A 16,625-nucleotide genomic window follows, 5' to 3' on the forward strand; every position below is an offset into this window, starting at 1 on the left:
GCCGCCCCGCTATAGGCTGATCGACATGACGTACACGGGAGAGGTCAGGGTCGGCGGACCGGCTGACGTTCACGAGCTCAAGGACCTGATGATCACCAAGATCGCGGTCGGCCCGATGGACAACAACGCCTATCTGCTGCGCTGCCGGGCCACCGACGAGCAGCTCCTGATCGACGCCGCGAACGAGGCGCACACGCTCCTGGGCATGATCGGTGACGACGGCATCGCGTCCGTCGTCACCACGCACCGGCACGGCGACCACTGGCAGGCGCTCGCCGAGGTCGTCGCCGCGACCGGCGCGCGCACCCACGCCGGCCGCGAGGACGCGCCCGGCATCCCCGTCCCCACCGATGTGCTCGTGGACGACGGGGACGTGATCCGGGTGGGCCGGGTGGAACTCACCGCGCGCCACCTCGCGGGGCACACGCCGGGTTCCATCGCCCTGGTCTACGACGACCCGCACGGCCACCCGCACGTCTTCACCGGCGACTGCCTCTTCCCCGGCGGCGTCGGCAACACGTTCAAGGACCCGGAGGCGTTCGCCAGCCTGATCCACGACGTGGAGACGAAGATCTTCGACACGCTGCCGGACGAGACCTGGGTCTACCCCGGGCACGGCAACGACACCACGCTCGGCGACGAGCGGCCGCACCTCGCGGAGTGGCGCGCGCGGGGCTGGTGACGTCCGGCGACGGCACCGAACCGCTGTCGAGAGGGCCCGCGGCCGAAGCCGGGGGCCCTTGTCGCCGACGAGAGGCGGGCGTGCCCACCGGTGGCGGGTGGTTCAGTGGTCCCGGGCCTGGATCCGTGCGGCGGCGCGGTGCAACTCGGCGAGGACCGTGCGGACGGCCCTTCGGGCGGTGCGTTCGGGCCGGTGCAGGACGTCGATGCGGCGTCGGGCGTGTACTCCGCCGAGCGGCCTGAGGACGACGTCGGGGTGCGGCCGGGCGGTCCACCGGGGCATCAGCGCGAGGCCGCCGCCGGCCGCGACGACCTCGGCGACCACGGCGAAGTCGTTGATGCGATGGACGATCTCGGGCCGGCGGTTGGCGACGCTCGCGATGGCCTCGATGGTGGACATCAGCGGGAAGCCGTCGTGCACCGTGATCCACGGCTGGTCCGCCACGTCCCGCGGCGTCAGCAGCGCCTTGGACACCAGCGGGTGGCCGGTCGGCAGGGCGACGTCGAGGGGCTCGCGCAGCAGCGTCGTGGAGGTCACGCTGCGCGGCCACGGCGGACCGTGGTCGAGGCGGTGGGCGATGACGAGGTCGTAGTGACGGGTGAGGGCCGGGAAGCGGTCCTGGGCGACGTCCTCGTCCCCGAGCGCCAGGTGGGGCAGGCCGGGGCCGACGAGGTCCCGCAGCAGGACCGGGAAGAACGCGGACGCCGCGCTGTGGAAGGCGGCCACCGACACCTCGCCGTCGGGCTGCCCGGCGAAGTCGGTGATCGTGTTCCGGGCCTGGGCCAGGGCGGTCTCGACCTTGACGGCCGCCGCGGCCAGGGCCTGCCCGGCGTCGGTCAGGACCACCCGGCGTCCGGCGCGTTCGGTGAGCGGGACGGGGATCGAACGCTGTAGCAGCCGCAGTTGCTGCGAGATCGCGGAGGGCGTCACGTGCAACGCCTCGGCGACCGCGCTGACGCTGCCCAGGTCGCCCAGTTCGCGCAGGATGCGCAGCTGCCGTTCGTCCACGCCGACAGTGTAGGGCGGCTACACCTTCGCTTTAGAAGTTGGTTCTGGCCTTCAATGTGGTGCTCGGGCAGCGTGTGGGTATGCACATCGCCCGCCGCACGGATGCGGTACTCCTCCTGGTCGCGCTGGTCTGGGGCTCCAGCTACCTCGCGGCCAAGACCGCCACCGCCGCGCTTCCGGTCCTGACGGTCCTGTTCGCCCGCTATGCGGTCTCCGCGCTCGGGTGCGGGGCCCTGGCCGCGGTCCGCCGGGGAAGGCACCGCTGGACCCGTGCGGAGGTCCGCGCCGGCTCGCTGCTCGGAGTGACCCAGGCGGCCGTGCTCGTGCTGGAGACCTACGGGGTGGCGCACACCAGTGCCGCGAACGCCGGGCTGATCATCAGCCTGACCATCGTGCTGACCCCGCTGCTGGACCGCACCGGAGGCCGCCGGCTGCCGTGGACGTTCTTCCTCGCCGCCGGAGTCTGCGCGGTGGCCGTCGGCCTGCTCGCCTCCGGCACCGGGCTGCACGCCCCGCGGCTCGGAGACGTGCTGGTGCTCGCCGCCGCGGTCGTCCGGGCCGGGCATGTCGCCCTCGTCGGACGGCTCACCGCGAGCCGCCCCATGGACCCGCTGCACCTGACGACCACCCAGACCGTCGTCGGCTCCGCGCTGTTCCTGCCCCCCGCCGTCACCGGCCTGCCCGACCTGGTGCACAGCGGTGCCACCACCTGGGCGCAGCTGATCTATCTCGCCCTGTTCTGCAGCGTGTTCGCCTTCCTCGCCCAGACCTGGGCCGTGCAAGGGACCTCCGCCAGCCGGGCCAGCCTGCTGCTGGGCACCGAGCCGATCTGGGCCGCCGCCATCGGGATCGGCGTCGGCGGCGAACGGCTCACCCTCTGGGCCGCTCTGGGCGCCGTGCTCATGGTCGCCGGAACCTACTGGGGCCAGGCCATCGAACGCGCCCACCGCACCGGCACGGCGAGAACCGGGAAAGCGACGGGCGCAGCAGGCACCCCGGTGGTCGCCGCTCATGCGAGCCCCGCGGACGGGCTCAGACAGTGAGGACGAGCTTGCCCTGGAGGTGACCGGCGTCGAGCCGCCGGTGTGCCTCGGCGACGCGCTCGAACGGGAACGTCTCCTGCACATGGACCCGGAGTTTGCCCTGTTCGACGAGATCGACGAGACCCCGCAGGGCGACCGGATCGGGGTCGACCGCGATGCCGCTGAAGCGCATGCCGGCCGCCTCGTACCTGGCGGCGAGCGCGGTGTCCTCCTCGGCGACCGCCGTCACCAGGTGACCGCCCGGGCGGAGCACGTCGAGCGACCGTTCGACCGTGTCGCCGCCGATCGTGTCGAGCACGACGTCGACGTCGCGGACCGCCTCGGCGAAGTCGACCGCCGTGTGGTCGATGACCTCGTCGGCGCCCAACTCCTCGGCGAACTCACGCTTCCTCCCGCCCGCGGTCGCGATCACGTGCGCGCCCAGCGCCTTCGCGATCTGGATCGCCACATGGCCGACCCCGCCGCCACCGCCGTGCACCAGGACGCGATCGCCCTCGGTCACGCCGCCGAGGTCGACGAGGCCCTGCCACGCCGTCAGCCCGACGACCGGCAGCGCCGACGCCTCGACGTGCGAGAGCGATGCCGGCTTGCGTGCCAGGTGCAGGGCCGGCGCCGACACGACCTCGGCGTACGCCCTCGCCGCCCGCGGGAACAGCGGCATTCCGAACACCTCGTCACCCGGCCTCCACCGCCCCGTCGCCGGTGCGTCCTCGACCACGCCGCTGATGTCCCAGCCCAGAACGAACGGCGGCCGGCCGAGCAACGGGAACTCGCCGGCGCGCAGGCGCGCCTCCAGCGGGTTCAGCCCGATCGCCCTGACGCGGACGAGGACCTCGGTCGGGAGGGGGCGGGGTTCGGGCGCGTCCACGATGGTGAGGACCTCGGGACCGCCGAGCGTGTACTGGGTGACGACGCGCATGACTCTCCTCGTTTCTGGCGGAGGGGGGAGAACCCAGGCTATGAATCCGCCGGGAACCAGCAGGTAACTCCGGCGCGGGTACCTTGGCCGCATGAGCGGTTTCCGTCCCGGTGATGCCTTTCTCGCCGACTGCCCGGCGCGTCTGGCGGTCGATCTGATCGCCGACAAGTGGACGGTGGTCGTGCTCTACGGCCTCAGCAAGGGCCCGGTGCGCCATGGCGAACTGATCGAGCTGATCGGCGGCATCTCCCGCAAGATGCTCACCCAGACGCTTCGGCGGCTCACGGCGCACGGACTCGTCCGCCGCCACGCCCGCGCCGAGGCGCCGCGCCGCGTCGAGTACGAGCTGACCCCGCTCGGCGAGACGCTGATCGGTCCGATCCACACGCTGACCGAGTGGGCGAGGGCGAACGGCGAGGCGGTGCTCGACGCGCTCGACGCCGCCCTCGAGCCGGTCGCCCACGGCGACTGATCGGCCGGGTCCGGGGCGGTGCCGGTACCGGCGGGGCCTCCTCGCCGGTCCGTGCGGTGTCAGGGCTGGGGAGGCCGCCCTGACATACCGAGGGAGCGCGACGACACCGGTGCGTACCGCACGCCCGGCGTACGACCGGCACACACGCTCGGCGTGAATGCCGTTCCGCGCGCCCCGTGTGAACGTTTCGCGCGCGCCCGGCGCACGCGCGCGCTCCCCCGGGGCGGTCCCGCGCGGTCAACTGGTGGCAGCCGCACAGGACGACGGCTCCTGAGCGGAAGGGCCGCCGGTCTTCCCATCCCGCCCTCGGCCGGCGGCCCGGGCCAGGGTGCCCGCGGGCCCCGTGGTCCCCGTTCACACGGCGGCAACACCCGCTCCCACCATGCGGACACACGTGGTCGTGACCTCGACAAAAGCCGAGTTCACTGCCACTCTCCCGCCATGCATCTCGCCCCTCGCACAGTGCGCCGCGCGGCAGCGGCCGTCACCCTCGCCCTGCTCACCACCGCCGTCGGCTGTGCCCCGCAGCCCGAGGTGCAGCCGTCGGCCGCCAGGACCGGTTCGGCCGGCGCCGTCTGCGCCAAGGGCAAGGCGGCCACCAGGACGCCCGGGAAGCTGACCATCGCGACGGACCAACCCGCCTACGAGCCCTGGTTCGAGCACGACGATCCCGCGAGCGGCAAGGGCTTCGAATCGGCGGTCGCGTACGCCGTGGCGAAGCGACTCGGCTACGGCAAGGACGCCGTGGTCTGGCAGCGGGTGCCCTTCAACAAGGCGTTCGCGCCCGGCGTGAAGACCTTCGACTTCGACATCAACCAGGTCTCCATCAGCGCCGAGCGCAAGAAGGCCGTCGACTTCTCCTCCGGTTACTACGACGTGCGCCAGGCCGTCATCGCGCTCAAGGGCGGCAAGGCCGCCGAGGCGACCGGCATCGCGGACCTGCGCGGCCTGCGCCTGGGCGCCCAGGTGGGCAGCACGAGCCTCGACTACATCACCGACGTGGTGAAGCCCGACCGGCAGCCCGCCGTCTACGCCAAGAACGACCAGGCCAAGTCGGCGCTGCGCAACGGCCAGGTCGACGCCGTCGTCACCGACCTGCCGACCGCCTTCTACATCACGTCGGCCGAGGTGACGAACGCGAAGATCGTCGGCCAGTTCGAGAACCGGGGCGGCGCTCCCGAGCAGTTCGGGCTGGTGCTCGACAAGGGCAGCGCGCTGACCCCCTGTGTGAGCCGTGCCGTCGACGCGCTGCGCGAGGACGGCACGCTGGCGCGGCTCGACCAGCGGTGGCTGTCCGACGCCGTCGGCGCCCCGGTGCTCAAGTGACCGTCACCAAGGGCGAGTCGGTCCCGGAGGGAGCGGACGGCGCGGCGGCCGTGCCCGGTGACGGCTACGTGCCCTCCGAGCGGCGCCTGGAGCGCGAGCGCCACAAGCGGGCGCGGGCCCGTCGCGCGACGGCCGTGGCGGCGCTGTCGACGCTCGTCACGGCCGCCGTGCTCTACCTGGTCGTGGTCCACGCGCCGGGCTGGCCGCGTACCAAGGAGACGTTCTTCAACGCCGGTTACGCGCGCGAGGCGCTGCCCAAGGTGCTCGAAGGGCTGTGGCTGAACGTCCGGCTGCTGGTGGTCTGCGGCGTCGCCGTGCTGGTCCTCGGCATGCTGATCGCGATCGCGCGGACCCTGCGCGGCCCGGTGTTCTTCCCGCTGCGGGTGCTGGCCGCGGCGTACACCGACTTCTTCCGCGGACTGCCGCTGATCATCAACCTGATGATCGTGGTCCTGGGCGTGCCCGCGCTGCGGCTTCAGGGGGTGACGGTCGACCCGGTGCTGCTCGGGGGCACCGCGCTGACGCTGACGTACTCCGCCTACGTCGCGGAGGTGTTCCGGGCCGGCATCGAGTCGGTCCACCCCTCGCAGCGCGCGGCGGCACGCTCGCTGGGCCTGACCAACCGCCAGGCGCTGCGGTACGTCGTGCTGCCCCAGGCGGTGCGCCGGCAGGTGCCGCCGCTGCTCAACGACCTGGTGTCGTTGCAGAAGGACACCGGCCTGGTGTCGATCGGCGGTGCGGTGGACGCCGTACGGGCGGCCGACATCATCGTGGGCCGCAGTCTGAACTACACGCCGTACATCGTGGCGGGACTGGTGTTCGTGGCGCTGACCATTCCGATGACGCGCTTCACGGACTGGGTGACCGCCCGGCTCGACCGGCGGCGGGACCAGGGAGGAACCCTATGAGCGACGCGCCTGTGCTGCGCATGGAGTCGGTCCGCAAGACGTTCGGCGGCTCGGTGGTGCTGCGGGACGTCGACCTGGAGGTGGCCCCGCACACGGTGACCGCGTTGATCGGTGCCTCCGGGTCCGGCAAGTCCACGCTGCTGCGGTGCGCCAACCTCCTGGAGGAGATCGACGACGGCGCGATCTGGCTGGACGGCGAGGAGATCACCGATCCCCGCACCGACCAGGACGCGGTCCGGCGCCGGATCGGCGTGGTCTTCCAGGCGTACAACCTCTTCCCGCACATGAGCGTGCTGGACAACATCACGCTCGCCCCGCGCCGGGTGCACGGCGTCTCCCGCGCGGCGGCCGAGGAGCGGGCCAGGGAGCTGCTGGAGCGTCTGGGGCTCGCCGGCAAGGCGGACGCCTATCCGGACCGGCTCAGCGGCGGCCAGCAGCAGCGGGTGGCGATCGTCAGGGCGCTCGCCGTGCGGCCCCGGCTGCTGCTGCTGGACGAGATCACGGCCGCCCTCGACCCCGAACTGGTGGGCGAGGTGCTGGAGGTGGTCCGGGGCCTGAAGGACGAGGGCATGACCATGGTGCTGGCCACCCACGAGATGGGCTTCGCGCGCGATGTCGCGGACCAGGTCTGCTTCCTGGACGGCGGGGTGGTGCTGGAGCGCGGCACCGCCGAGCAGGTGTTCGGGGAGCCGCGCCAGGAGCGCACCCGGCGCTTTCTGCGGCGGATCGTCGAGGCGGGCCGCCTGTAGGCGGTGCGCGGGCTACGCGGCGGCCAGCAGCGCCGCGACGCGCTCGACGCCGAACGCGTAGCCCTGCACACCGCATCCGGCGATCACGCCGTCCGCGCGCAGGGAGACGTAGGAGTGGTGCCGGAACGTCTCACGCTGGTGGATGTTGGAGATGTGCACCTCGATGACGGGCATCCCGTCGCAGGTGTTGAGCGCGTCCAGGATCGCGACCGAGGTGTGGGAGTAGGCGCCGGGGTTGATGACGATCCCGCAGTGGTCCAGGCGTGCCTCGTGGATCCAGTCGACCAGTTCGCCCTCGTGGTTGGACTGCCTCAGGTCGACCGAACCGCCGTGCGCGGCCGCCGCCTTGGCGCACAGCGCCTCGACGTCCGCGAGGGTCTCCCTGCCGTAGATCTCGGGCTGGCGCTGGCCCAGCAGGTTCAGGTTGGGCCCGTTGAGGATCATGATCGGGGCGTTGGCCAGGGTGCGGGGCACGGTTCCTCCGGTCGTTCGAGGCGGTACGACGGCGACCGCCGCTCGCCCCCGGTCTATCACGGCCCCGGCGCGCACCCCGGCCCTGTGCCCCCTCGCCCCGGGCGCGCGCTGCGGTCACTCGGTCACCCCCACACGCCCCCGTAACCCGTGATCACGGTGGGTAGTTGACGCACCATGCACGATGTACGTCCTGTCACCTCCGCCTCCCTGCCCCGCCTCGCCGCCGCCTCCCTCGCCGGGGCCGCGGTCGAGTTCTACGACTTCTTCGCCTACGGGACCGCGGCGGCGCTGGTCCTGGGGCGGCTGTTCTTCCCGTCCTTCTCGCCGCTCGCCGGGACGCTCGCGGCGTTCGCGACCTTCGGTGTGGGCTTCGTGGCCAGACCGCTGGGCTCGGTGCTGTTCGGGCACCTGGGCGACCGGCGCGGCCGGCGGCCGGTGCTCGTCGCCTCGCTGCTGCTCACCGGCGGCTCCACGGTCGCGGTGGGCTGCGTGCCCTCGTACGCGTCGATCGGCGTGGCCGCGCCCGTGCTGCTGCTCCTGCTGCGGTTCCTTCAGGGGCTGGGGCTCGGCGGCGAGTGGGGGGCCGTGCTGCTGACCGTGGAGCACGCGCCGGCCGAGCGGCGCACCCTGTGGTCGAGCCTCCCGCAGGCGGGCCCGGCGATCGGCTTTCTGCTCGCCAACGGCGTCATGGTGGCGTTGTCGGCCGGGCTGTCGGACGCGCAGTTCGCGCAGTGGGGCTGGCGGGTGCCGTTCTGGGTGGCCGCCGTGCCCGCGCTGGCGGGGCTGTGGCTGCGCTCGTCGCTGGCCGAGAGCCCCCGGTTCCTGGAGATCGACGACCCCGTGCGCATGCCGCTCGTGGAGGTCGTACGGCGCCACGGGCGGCTGGTGCTGCTGGCGGCGGGGGCGATGGCCGTGGGGTACGCGGTGTTCTACACGGTGACGACCTGGTCGCTGTCGTACGCCACGGAGCGGCTCGGAGTGAGCCGCACGGTCATGCTGACCTGTGTCATGGCCGCGGTCGTCGTGCAGGCCCCTCTCGTTCCGGCGGCGGCGCTGCTCGGCGACCGCTGCGGGCGCCGGCCGATGTGCCTGACCGGGTGCGCGCTCTGCGCGCTGTGGATGCTGCCCATGGTGGCGCTGCTGGCGACCGGCGAGCCGCTGCTGATGTTCTTCGGCATCCTGGGCGCGCTGCTCGCCTTCGTCACCGTGTTCGCGGTGATCTCCGCCTATCTGCCGGAGCTGTTCGAGGCACGGGTGCGTTGCACGGGCGCCTCGGTGGGCTACAACCTCGGCGGGATCATCGGCGGCGCGCTCACCCCGGTCGTGGCCACCGCGCTGGCCCAGGGCAGCGGGCGCGTCCCCTGGGGCGTGGGAGTGTATCTGACCGCCATGGCCCTGTTCAGCCTGGGGTGTTTCGCACTGCTGCCGGAGACCCGCCCCTCGCGCGTGCCCACGGTGGAGCCCGCCACCACGGGCTGAGCCGGGGCGCGTGCGGTGTGGCCGGGCCGGGTCAGCTCGCCGTCGCAGCCGATGGCGAGCAGATCCCGCCCGGCCGGAGCCGCGGCCTAAGGATTGATCGCCAGCTCCAGATAGGCCGCGAAGAGCACGAGGTGGACACCGCCCTGCAAGGGGGTGGCCCGCCCCGGAATCACAGTGAGGGAGGCGACCACCACCGTCAGCGCGAGCAGCAGCATGTGGACGGGTTCCAGGCCGAGGATGAGCGGTCCCGGCAGCCACAGCGAGGCGAGCGCCACCGCCGGTATGGTCAGGCCGATGCTGGCCATCGACGATCCGAGCGCGAGGTTCATGCTGGTCTGCACCCGGTCGCGGCGCGCGGCGCGCAGTGCGGCGATCGTCTCGGGAAGCAGCACGAGCAGGGCGATGATCACGCCGACGACGGCCTGGCGCAGGCCCACCGCCGCCACCCCCGCCTCGATCGCGGGCGACACGCCCTTGGCCAGGCCGACGACGCCGATCAGGGCCAGGCCGAGGAGGCCGAGGCTGATCAGCGCGGTGCGCTTGGACGGGGGGCTCGCGTGGTCCTCGGCGCTGATGACCTCACCCTGCCGGGTGATGGGCAGGAAGTAGTCCCGGTGGCGCACCGTCTGGGTGGTCACGAACAGGGCGTAGAGGATCAGCGAGGACAGCGCGGCGAACGTCAGTTGCAGGGAGGAGAACTGGGGTCCGGGCTTGCTGGTGGTGAAGGTGGGCAGCACCAGGCTCAGCGTGGCCAGGGTCGCCACCGTCGCCAGGGCGGCGCCGGTGCCCTCGGGATTGAAGACCGCCGTGCCGTGCCGCAGCGAGCCGACGAGCAGGCAGATGCCGACGATGCCGTTGCAGGTGATCATCACCGCGGCGAAGACGGTGTCCCTGGCCAGGGTGGAACTCTTGTCGCCGCCGTCGGCCATCAGTGTGACGATGAGGGCCACTTCGATGACGGTGACGGCGATGGCTAGCACCAGGGAGCCGAAGGGTTCGCCGATCCGGTGGGCGACCACCTCCGCGTGGTGCACCGCCGCGAGGACGGCCCCGGCGAGCACGACCGTCACCAGGGCGATGACCGGGGCGGGCATGGCCCGGTGCCACGTGAGGACCAGCAGGACGATCGCGATCACCGGCACGGGGATGGTCCATCGCCGGGCGAGTGATCTCAGCCAACTGATCATGCCGCGATCGTCGCAGACGGCTCCATGATTCGCATTCCGTTCCTTCTGGATGCTTCCGTACCTTTCCCGGCGGGGGCCCGGCATTGTCTCGGCCGGCCCCCGCGTGTTCGTTCCGGATCTCGTGCGCGGCGCCGCGGTCAGGCGTCCACGGCCTCCTTCCGCTCGCCCTCGGCGTCCGCGCCGGCCTCCGCGGCGGTCTGCTTCCGGGAGGCCATGAGGCTGGTGAACGTGGTGACGGCCAGGACGGCGCAGATCACCCCGAGCGACACCGGGATGCTGATCTGGGGAACCGGGACACCCGACTCGTGCAGCGCGTGGAGCACCAGCTTCACGCCGATGAAGCCGAGGATGACGGACAGGCCGTAGGAGAGGTGGACCAGCTTCTTCAGCAGGCCGCCGAGGAGGAAGTACAGCTGGCGCAGGCCCATCAGCGCGAAGGCGTTGGCGGTGAAGACGATGTACGGGTCCTGGGTCAGGCCGAAGATCGCGGGGATCGAGTCCAGGGCGAACAGGACGTCCGTGGTGCCGATGGCGAGCATCACGACCAGCATCGGGGTCATGATCCGCTTGCCGTTCTGCCGGACCCACAGCTTGGTGCCGTGGTAGCGGTCGGCCACGCCGAACCTGCGCTCCGCGGCCTTCAGCAGCCTGTTCTCCTCGAACTCCTCCTCGTCCGCGTTGTCGGCGCGGGCCTCCTGGACGAGCTTCCAGGCGGTCCACATCAGGAAGGCGCCGAAGAGGAAGAACACCCAGGAGAAGCTGGTGACGATCGCGGCTCCGGCCGCGATGAACACGGCGCGCAGCACCAGGGCTATCAGGACGCCGATGAGCAGCACGCGCCGCTGGTACAGGGCGGGCACCGCGAACTTCGTCATGATCAGGACGAAGACGAAGAGGTTGTCGACGCTGAGCGATTTCTCGGTGATGTAGCCCGCGAAGAACTCGCCGGCCGGGCGCCCGCCGCCGAAGACGAGGAGACCGGCACCGAAGAGTGCGGCCAGGGCGATCCAGACGACGGTCCAGACACCGGCTTCTTTGATCGACACCTCATGGGGCTTTCGCCCGACGAGGAAGTCGATTCCGATCAGGGCGGCCAGACCCAGGACGGTCAGGACCCACAGGGTCGTGGAGACTTCCACGGCAACCTCCGGCATGTCGAGATGGCAAGCACATATGCGTTGTCACTGCCGGAGGTCTCTTCCACCCGCGCGGGGCCGACGCCCCGGGACCGGAAACGGTCCGTACTGACGGGTGCGCCGCAGTCAGGGAGTACTCCCCTCCGTGCGGAAGACAGTACCCCAATCACCAAGCATTGGTAAAGAGAAAGGCAAAGGTAAGTTCAAATCGCCTGATCAAGACAGCTTTACTTTCTCTTGACGTCGCGCTGTCGTCCGCGCCCCGCCCCTGCGTACCGGGGTTACAGATGCGGCAGGATCGCCGGCATCAGGTCCTGGAAGGTGCGCCCGTTGGCGGAGGTGCCGAGGGCGGTCATCGTCCAGCCCGAGCCGACCCGGTGCACCTTGGCCATGATCTGCGCGGTGTACTCGCCGCCGCCCGCGAGCGTGTAGCGGGCGAGTTCCTGGCCGTTGCTCTCGTCCACCAGACGGCAGAAAGCATTCTGCACCTCCTGGAAGGTCTGGCCGGTGAAGGAGTTCACGGTGAAGACGATCTGGTCGATGTGGACCGGGACGCGCTCCAGGTCCACGAGGATCGCCTCGTCGTCACCGCCCTGGCCGGCGCCGCCCACCAGGTTGTCGCCGGTGTGGCGCACCGAGCCGTCGTCGCTCACCAGGTGCCGGAAGAAGACGACGTCGACCGGCTGCTTCTCGGCGAAGAGCACCGCCGAGGCGTCCAGGTCGATCTCCTTGGTGCGCGAGCCGAACAGGCCGCGTCGCTTCGCCGCCTGCCAGCCCAGGCCCATGCGGACCGCGGAGAGGGTGCCCCCGTCGTTCTTCTCCAGGCTGATGGCCTGACCCTTGCTCAAGTTGACGGACACGGCTGAATCCCCTCTCGAAGGTCCCCTGTTGGCCGCCGTACCGCGCGGCTGATCAAAACCCTACGCAGGGGCGCCGAGGGCGCCGAGCCCCGGCCCGCGCTTTGTGTCGGTGTTGCAACACTGCGCGCGTACGCCGGGGGTCCGGCGGCGTGCCCGGGTCAGGCGAGGCCCGCCTCCCGCATCTGCCGCAGCTCCTTCTTCATCTCGGAGACCTCGTCGCGCAGCCGGGCCGCGATCTCGAACTGGAGCTCCGCGGCGGCGGCGCGCATCCGCTCGGTCATCTCCTCGATCTGCTCGGCCAGTTCGGCCGCCGGACGGTCGGTGGGCACCGTGGCCGCGGCCTTGCCCTTCGCGCCCTTGGCCGCCTTGCCCTTGCCGGGCTTGTCCGCCGTCGGAACGGGCGTCTTGGCGCCCTTGCCGTCCTTCGACTTGCGGTAGCCGCTGCCGAGGAGCTGCTCGGTGTCGACCTCCTCGCGGGCGATCTGCGCGACGATGTCGTTGATCTTCTTGCGCAGCGGCTGCGGGTCGATGCCCTTGGCCTTGTTGTAGGCGATCTGCTTCTCCCGGCGGCGGTTGGTCTCCTCGATGGCCTTCTCCATCGCCGGGGTGATCTTGTCGGCGTACATATGGACCTGGCCGGAGACGTTGCGCGCCGCGCGGCCGATGGTCTGGATCAGCGAGGTGCCGGAGCGCAGGAAGCCCTCCTTGTCCGCGTCGAGGATGGCCACCAGGGACACCTCGGGCAGGTCGAGGCCCTCGCGCAGCAGGTTGATGCCGACCAGGACGTCGTATTCGCCGGAGCGCAGTTCGCGCAGCAGCTCGACCCGGCGCAGGGTGTCGACGTCGCTGTGCAGGTAGCGCACCTGGATGCCGAGTTCCAGGAAGTAGTCGGTGAGGTCCTCGGCCATCTTCTTGGTGAGCGTGGTGACCAGGACGCGCTCGTCCTTCTCGGTGCGCTTGCGGATCTCGTGCACCAGGTCGTCGATCTGGCCCTCGGTGGGCTTGACCACGACCTCCGGGTCGACCAGGCCGGTCGGTCGGATGATCTGCTCCACCACGCCGTCGGAGCGCGACAGCTCGTAGGCGCCCGGGGTGGCCGACAGGTAGACGGTCTGCCCGATGCGCTCCTGGAACTCCTCCCACTTCAGGGGCCGGTTGTCCAGGGCGGAGGGCAGGCGGAAGCCGTGCTCCACGAGGGTGCGCTTGCGGGAGGCGTCGCCCTCGTACATCGCGCCGATCTGCGGAACGGTGACGTGCGACTCGTCGATGACGAGCAGGAAGTCGTCCGGGAAGTAGTCGAGCAGGGTGTTGGGCGGGGAGCCGGGCGAGCGGCCGTCGAAGTGCATCGAGTAGTTCTCCACGCCGGAGCAGGTGCCGATCTGGCGGAGCATCTCGATGTCGTAGGTGGTGCGCATGCGCAGCCGCTGGGCCTCCAGCAGCTTGCCCTGCTTCTCCAGCTCGGCCAGGCGCTCGCCCAGTTCCTTCTCGATGTCGTTGACCGCCCGCTCCATGCGCTCGGGGCCGGCGACGTAGTGGGAGGCGGGGAAGACGTACAACTGCTGGTCGTCGCTGATGATCTCGCCGGTGAGCGGGTGCAGCGTGGACAGCGCCTCGATCTCGTCGCCGAACATCTCGATGCGGACGGCCAGCTCCTCGTAGACCGGGAAGATCTCGATGGTGTCGCCGCGGACGCGGAAGGTGCCGCGAGTGAAGGCCAGGTCGTTGCGCGTGTACTGGATGTCGACGAAGCGGCGCAGCAGTTCGTCCCGGTCGATCTCGTCGCCGACGCGGAGGGGGACCATCCGGTCCACGTACTCCTGGGGAGTGCCGAGGCCGTAGATGCACGACACCGAGGCCACCACGACGACGTCACGGCGGGTGAGCAGCGAGTTCGTCGCCGAGTGGCGCAGCCGCTCGACCTCCTCGTTGATCGAGGAGTCCTTCTCGATGTAGGTGTCCGACTGCGGGACGTACGCCTCGGGCTGGTAGTAGTCGTAGTACGAGACGAAGTATTCGACCGCGTTGTTCGGCAGGAACTCGCGGAACTCGTTGGCCAGCTGGGCGGCCAGCGTCTTGTTCGGCGCCATCACCAGGGTGGGGCGCTGGAGCTTCTCGATCATCCACGCGGTGGTGGCGGACTTGCCGGTGCCGGTCGCGCCCAGCAGGACGACGTCCTTCTCACCGGCCTTGATGCGCTTGGCCAGGTCGGCGATGGCCGTCGGCTGGTCGCCGCTGGGCTGGTAGGGGCTGACGACCTCGATGGGCGCCACCGTGCGTTCGATGTGGGAAACGGGCCGCATGTCATCAACCGTACGACCCCGCACTGACAACGGGTCCCGGTCAGCGGTTCTGCGGGGTGCGGGCCCCCTGCCGCACGGGGCGGCGGACCGGGTGATCTCCCTGGTGGGGGGCGGTGCGCGGGATCCGGGCGGCGGCCGGGACGCCCGGCCGGCGCTCGACCGGCACCGGTGCGGGGCGGCGCACCACGAGCATCGGGTCGAGGAGCACGACGACGCCCACGAGGACCAGCATGACGAGCGGGCCGATCAGCATGGGCACGAGCGCGGAGGCCGTCTGGGCGTCGGCGGTGGTCTCGGCGGTGCCGTCGAGGTGGACGCTGAGGGCGGCCATCGCCGTGTAGTGCATGCCGCTGACGGCGGCCCCCATCAGGAGGCTGGCGCCGACGGTCGGCAGCAGCCCGCGGGCGCGGCCGGCGGCCCACAGGGCGGCCACGGCGGCGACGACCCCTATGACGACGGAGGCGACGACCGTGGGGGTGCTGTAGACGAACTGGCCGTGGAAGCGCATTCCGGCCATGCCGAGATAGTGCATCGAGGCGACGCCCAGACCGGTGATCGTGCCGCCGGTGAACAGCGGCCCCCCGGTGGCACCCCGGTAGCCGACGATGAAGACGCCGATGCCGACCATGACGACGGCGAGCCCGAGGCTCGCGTAGGTGACCGGCTGGTCGTAGTGGACCGGTGTCCGCTCGATGCTGAACCCCAGCATGGCGATGAAGTGCATGGTCCAGATGCCGCAGCCGAGCGCGGCGGCGCCCAGGGCCAGCCAGACGGGCCGCCGGGAGTGCGGGAGCAGCAGGGACCGGGTGATGCAGCGCAGCCCCAGGGCGCCGCCGAGGCAGGCCATCAGAAAGGCCACCAACGGGGTGACGGCCCCGTAGCCGAAACCGTCGACCGTGCCCTGCATCCGCGGCTGCCCTTCGCCCTCGTCTGTCCCGGAATTCCGGGAAATGCGCGCCGTCCCGGGACCGCTCCGGCGGCCGGGGTGTCGCAGAGAGTATGACCCGCACCGGAATGGTCGAACGACTTTCCGACAAAGAAACACGCCCTTGCCCCAGTTGTGAGGCACCGGTGAGCACGCGGAGACGTCTTCACGTGAGGTGTGGCCTTCGTGCGTCCGCGTGCCGTGGCCACGGTGCTGTCAGTCTGGTGCTGCCGGTTTTCGCTCGACGTGAGGAGTACGCATGCACGCGCGCGTGGTCGCCGCTTCGGCCGTCGCCGTCCTGGCGGCGGTGGTCCTGGTGAACCCCACCTCCGACGCCCGGGCGGGCGAGGTGCGCACGCCCCTGGTGATCGGCCACCGGGGTGCCCCCGCCTACGCCCCCGAGAACACGCTGCCCTCGATCGACGAGGCGGCCCGGGTGGGCTCCACCTGGGTGGAGAACGACGTCCAGCGCACCAAGGACGGCGAGCTGGTGGTCGTGCACGACGACAGCCTGCAACGCACCACGGACGCGAAGAAGGTCTTCCCCGGCCGGGCGCCCTGGAAGGTGAAGGACTTCACCGCCGCGGAGATCGCCCGCCTGGACGCGGGGAGCTGGTTCTCGTCCGCCTACAAGGGCACCCGCGTACCGACACTGGACCAGTACATGCGCCGGGTCGAGCACAACCACCAGAGCCTGCTCCTGGAGGTCAAGAACCCCGAGCTGTACCCCGGCATCGAGCGGCAGATCCTGAAGACCCTCGGCAACGACGGCTGGCTGGACCGCCCGCACCTCAAGCGGCTGGTCGTGCAGAGCTTCAGCGCCGCCAGTGTGCGCACCGTCCACGAGCTGAAGCCCGCGCTGACCACGGCCTACCTCGGCGCTCCCCCGGTGTCGCAGCTGAAGCAGTACGCGCGTTTCGCCGATCTGATCAATCCGTCCCACGGATCGCTGTCGAAGGCCTACGTCTCGGCGGTGCACGGCGTCCGCGGGGCGCACGGCCGGCCGCTCGGGGTGTACGCGTGGACGGTGGACGACAAGGCGACCGCGCTGAAGGTGGCGGGGTACGGCGTCGACGGGATCATCAGCAGCAAGGCCGACGTGGTCCGGGCGGCGCTGCGCGGGCGGTGAGCCGGTCGGGCGGGCGTTGTCAGTGGTG

General features: G+C 71.1%; 16 protein-coding genes. 8 read left to right on the plus strand and 8 right to left on the minus strand.

Features of this window, described 5'->3' with window-relative positions; genetic code table 11:
- The first annotated feature begins 25 nt into the window (after positions 1-25).
- Positions 26-682 carry an MBL fold metallo-hydrolase gene (locus BLW85_RS11665; RefSeq protein ID WP_074992007.1) on the plus strand — a complete coding sequence of 219 codons (657 nt, stop codon included), beginning with the start codon at positions 26-28 and terminating at the stop codon, positions 680-682.
- A 102-nt stretch (positions 683-784) separates the two neighbouring features.
- Here BLW85_RS11665 and BLW85_RS11670 read toward each other — a convergent pair whose 3' ends face one another.
- Entirely contained in the window at positions 785-1,690 is a 906-nt protein-coding gene (locus BLW85_RS11670) for a LysR family transcriptional regulator (protein WP_074992008.1), read from the minus strand.
- Positions 1,691-1,770: 80 nt separating this feature from the next.
- Here BLW85_RS11670 and BLW85_RS11675 point away from each other — a divergent pair, with 80 nt between their 5' ends.
- Positions 1,771-2,733: a DMT family transporter gene (locus BLW85_RS11675; RefSeq protein WP_079172316.1), complete on the plus strand. Its 963-nt coding sequence runs from the start codon at positions 1,771-1,773 to the stop codon at positions 2,731-2,733.
- Here the strand turns inward: BLW85_RS11675 and BLW85_RS11680 are convergent.
- On the minus strand, positions 2,723-3,652 hold the full coding sequence (locus BLW85_RS11680) for an NADP-dependent oxidoreductase (protein WP_070028478.1): 930 nt from the start codon (positions 3,650-3,652) through the stop codon (positions 2,723-2,725). The genes BLW85_RS11675 and BLW85_RS11680 overlap by 11 nt on opposite strands.
- A 91-nt stretch (positions 3,653-3,743) precedes the next feature.
- Between BLW85_RS11680 and BLW85_RS11685 the strand changes: the two genes are divergently transcribed.
- The 4 genes from BLW85_RS11685 (at position 3,744) to BLW85_RS11700 (ending at position 7,107) form a co-directional block, all read left to right on the plus strand.
- Complete coding sequence (locus tag BLW85_RS11685; protein ID WP_074992009.1) at positions 3,744-4,124, plus strand: winged helix-turn-helix transcriptional regulator; 381 nt, start codon at positions 3,744-3,746, stop codon at positions 4,122-4,124.
- 441 nt (positions 4,125-4,565) lie between these two features.
- On the plus strand, positions 4,566-5,450 hold the full coding sequence (locus BLW85_RS11690; RefSeq protein WP_070028480.1) for an ABC transporter substrate-binding protein: 885 nt from the start codon (positions 4,566-4,568) through the stop codon (positions 5,448-5,450).
- Positions 5,447-6,358: an amino acid ABC transporter permease gene (locus BLW85_RS11695; RefSeq protein WP_074992010.1), complete on the plus strand. Its 912-nt coding sequence runs from the start codon at positions 5,447-5,449 to the stop codon at positions 6,356-6,358. Before BLW85_RS11690 ends, BLW85_RS11695 begins: the two co-directional genes overlap by 4 nt.
- A complete protein-coding gene (locus BLW85_RS11700; RefSeq protein ID WP_070028482.1) occupies positions 6,355-7,107 on the plus strand; it encodes an amino acid ABC transporter ATP-binding protein in 753 nt (250 codons plus the stop codon). The genes BLW85_RS11695 and BLW85_RS11700 overlap by 4 nt, the downstream gene beginning before the upstream one ends.
- A gap of 12 nt (positions 7,108-7,119) precedes the next feature.
- Here BLW85_RS11700 and aroQ read toward each other — a convergent pair whose 3' ends face one another.
- Positions 7,120-7,581 (minus strand): type II 3-dehydroquinate dehydratase, encoded by a 462-nt coding sequence (gene aroQ, locus BLW85_RS11705; RefSeq protein ID WP_070028483.1) that lies wholly within the window; start codon positions 7,579-7,581, stop codon positions 7,120-7,122.
- Positions 7,582-7,755: 174 nt separating this feature from the next.
- Here aroQ and BLW85_RS11710 point away from each other — a divergent pair, with 174 nt between their 5' ends.
- Complete coding sequence (locus BLW85_RS11710) at positions 7,756-9,060, plus strand: MFS transporter (protein ID WP_177330025.1); 1,305 nt, start codon at positions 7,756-7,758, stop codon at positions 9,058-9,060.
- A gap of 86 nt (positions 9,061-9,146) precedes the next feature.
- On the opposite strand, the gene BLW85_RS11715 is transcribed toward BLW85_RS11710, so the two are convergent.
- From BLW85_RS11715 to BLW85_RS11735, 5 genes are all read right to left on the minus strand, one after another.
- On the minus strand, positions 9,147-10,247 hold the full coding sequence (locus BLW85_RS11715; protein WP_070028484.1) for a calcium:cation antiporter: 1,101 nt from the start codon (positions 10,245-10,247) through the stop codon (positions 9,147-9,149).
- 137 nt (positions 10,248-10,384) lie between these two features.
- A complete protein-coding gene (locus BLW85_RS11720; RefSeq protein ID WP_074992011.1) occupies positions 10,385-11,386 on the minus strand; it encodes a TerC family protein in 1,002 nt (333 codons plus the stop codon).
- Between the two features lie 278 nt (positions 11,387-11,664).
- The gene (locus BLW85_RS11725; protein ID WP_070028486.1) at positions 11,665-12,243 is read right to left on the minus strand and encodes a TerD family protein; all 579 of its coding nucleotides are present in this window, start codon (positions 12,241-12,243) and stop codon (positions 11,665-11,667) included.
- Between the two features lie 158 nt (positions 12,244-12,401).
- The gene (gene uvrB, locus BLW85_RS11730) at positions 12,402-14,543 is read right to left on the minus strand and encodes an excinuclease ABC subunit UvrB (RefSeq protein WP_074992012.1); all 2,142 of its coding nucleotides are present in this window, start codon (positions 14,541-14,543) and stop codon (positions 12,402-12,404) included.
- Between the two features lie 40 nt (positions 14,544-14,583).
- The gene (locus BLW85_RS11735) at positions 14,584-15,450 is read right to left on the minus strand and encodes an MHYT domain-containing protein (protein ID WP_070028488.1); all 867 of its coding nucleotides are present in this window, start codon (positions 15,448-15,450) and stop codon (positions 14,584-14,586) included.
- A gap of 277 nt (positions 15,451-15,727) precedes the next feature.
- On the opposite strand from BLW85_RS11735, the gene BLW85_RS11740 reads away from it, so the two are divergent.
- A complete protein-coding gene (locus BLW85_RS11740; protein WP_074992013.1) occupies positions 15,728-16,597 on the plus strand; it encodes a glycerophosphodiester phosphodiesterase in 870 nt (289 codons plus the stop codon).
- Positions 16,598-16,625 lie beyond the last annotated feature (28 nt).

Source organism: Streptomyces misionensis, from assembly GCF_900104815.1.
GTDB lineage: Bacteria > Actinomycetota > Actinomycetes > Streptomycetales > Streptomycetaceae > Streptomyces > Streptomyces misionensis.

Excerpts from the sequence above, each read along its gene's own strand:
- BLW85_RS11665 (WP_074992007.1), top strand. The coding sequence starts at position 26 with ATGACGTACACGGGAGAGGTCAGGGTCGGCGGACCGGCTGACGTTCAC.
- BLW85_RS11675 (WP_079172316.1), top strand. The coding sequence starts at position 1,771 with ATGCACATCGCCCGCCGCACGGATGCGGTACTCCTCCTGGTCGCGCTG.
- BLW85_RS11680 (WP_070028478.1), bottom strand. The coding sequence starts at position 3,652 with ATGCGCGTCGTCACCCAGTACACGCTCGGCGGTCCCGAGGTCCTCACC.
- BLW85_RS11685 (WP_074992009.1), top strand. The coding sequence starts at position 3,744 with ATGAGCGGTTTCCGTCCCGGTGATGCCTTTCTCGCCGACTGCCCGGCG.
- BLW85_RS11690 (WP_070028480.1), top strand. The coding sequence starts at position 4,566 with ATGCATCTCGCCCCTCGCACAGTGCGCCGCGCGGCAGCGGCCGTCACC.
- BLW85_RS11700 (WP_070028482.1), top strand. The coding sequence starts at position 6,355 with ATGAGCGACGCGCCTGTGCTGCGCATGGAGTCGGTCCGCAAGACGTTC.
- BLW85_RS11710 (WP_177330025.1), top strand. The coding sequence starts at position 7,756 with ATGCACGATGTACGTCCTGTCACCTCCGCCTCCCTGCCCCGCCTCGCC.
- BLW85_RS11715 (WP_070028484.1), bottom strand. The coding sequence starts at position 10,247 with ATGATCAGTTGGCTGAGATCACTCGCCCGGCGATGGACCATCCCCGTG.
- uvrB (WP_074992012.1), bottom strand. The coding sequence starts at position 14,543 with ATGCGGCCCGTTTCCCACATCGAACGCACGGTGGCGCCCATCGAGGTC.
- BLW85_RS11735 (WP_070028488.1), bottom strand. The coding sequence starts at position 15,450 with ATGCAGGGCACGGTCGACGGTTTCGGCTACGGGGCCGTCACCCCGTTG.
- BLW85_RS11740 (WP_074992013.1), top strand. The coding sequence starts at position 15,728 with ATGCACGCGCGCGTGGTCGCCGCTTCGGCCGTCGCCGTCCTGGCGGCG.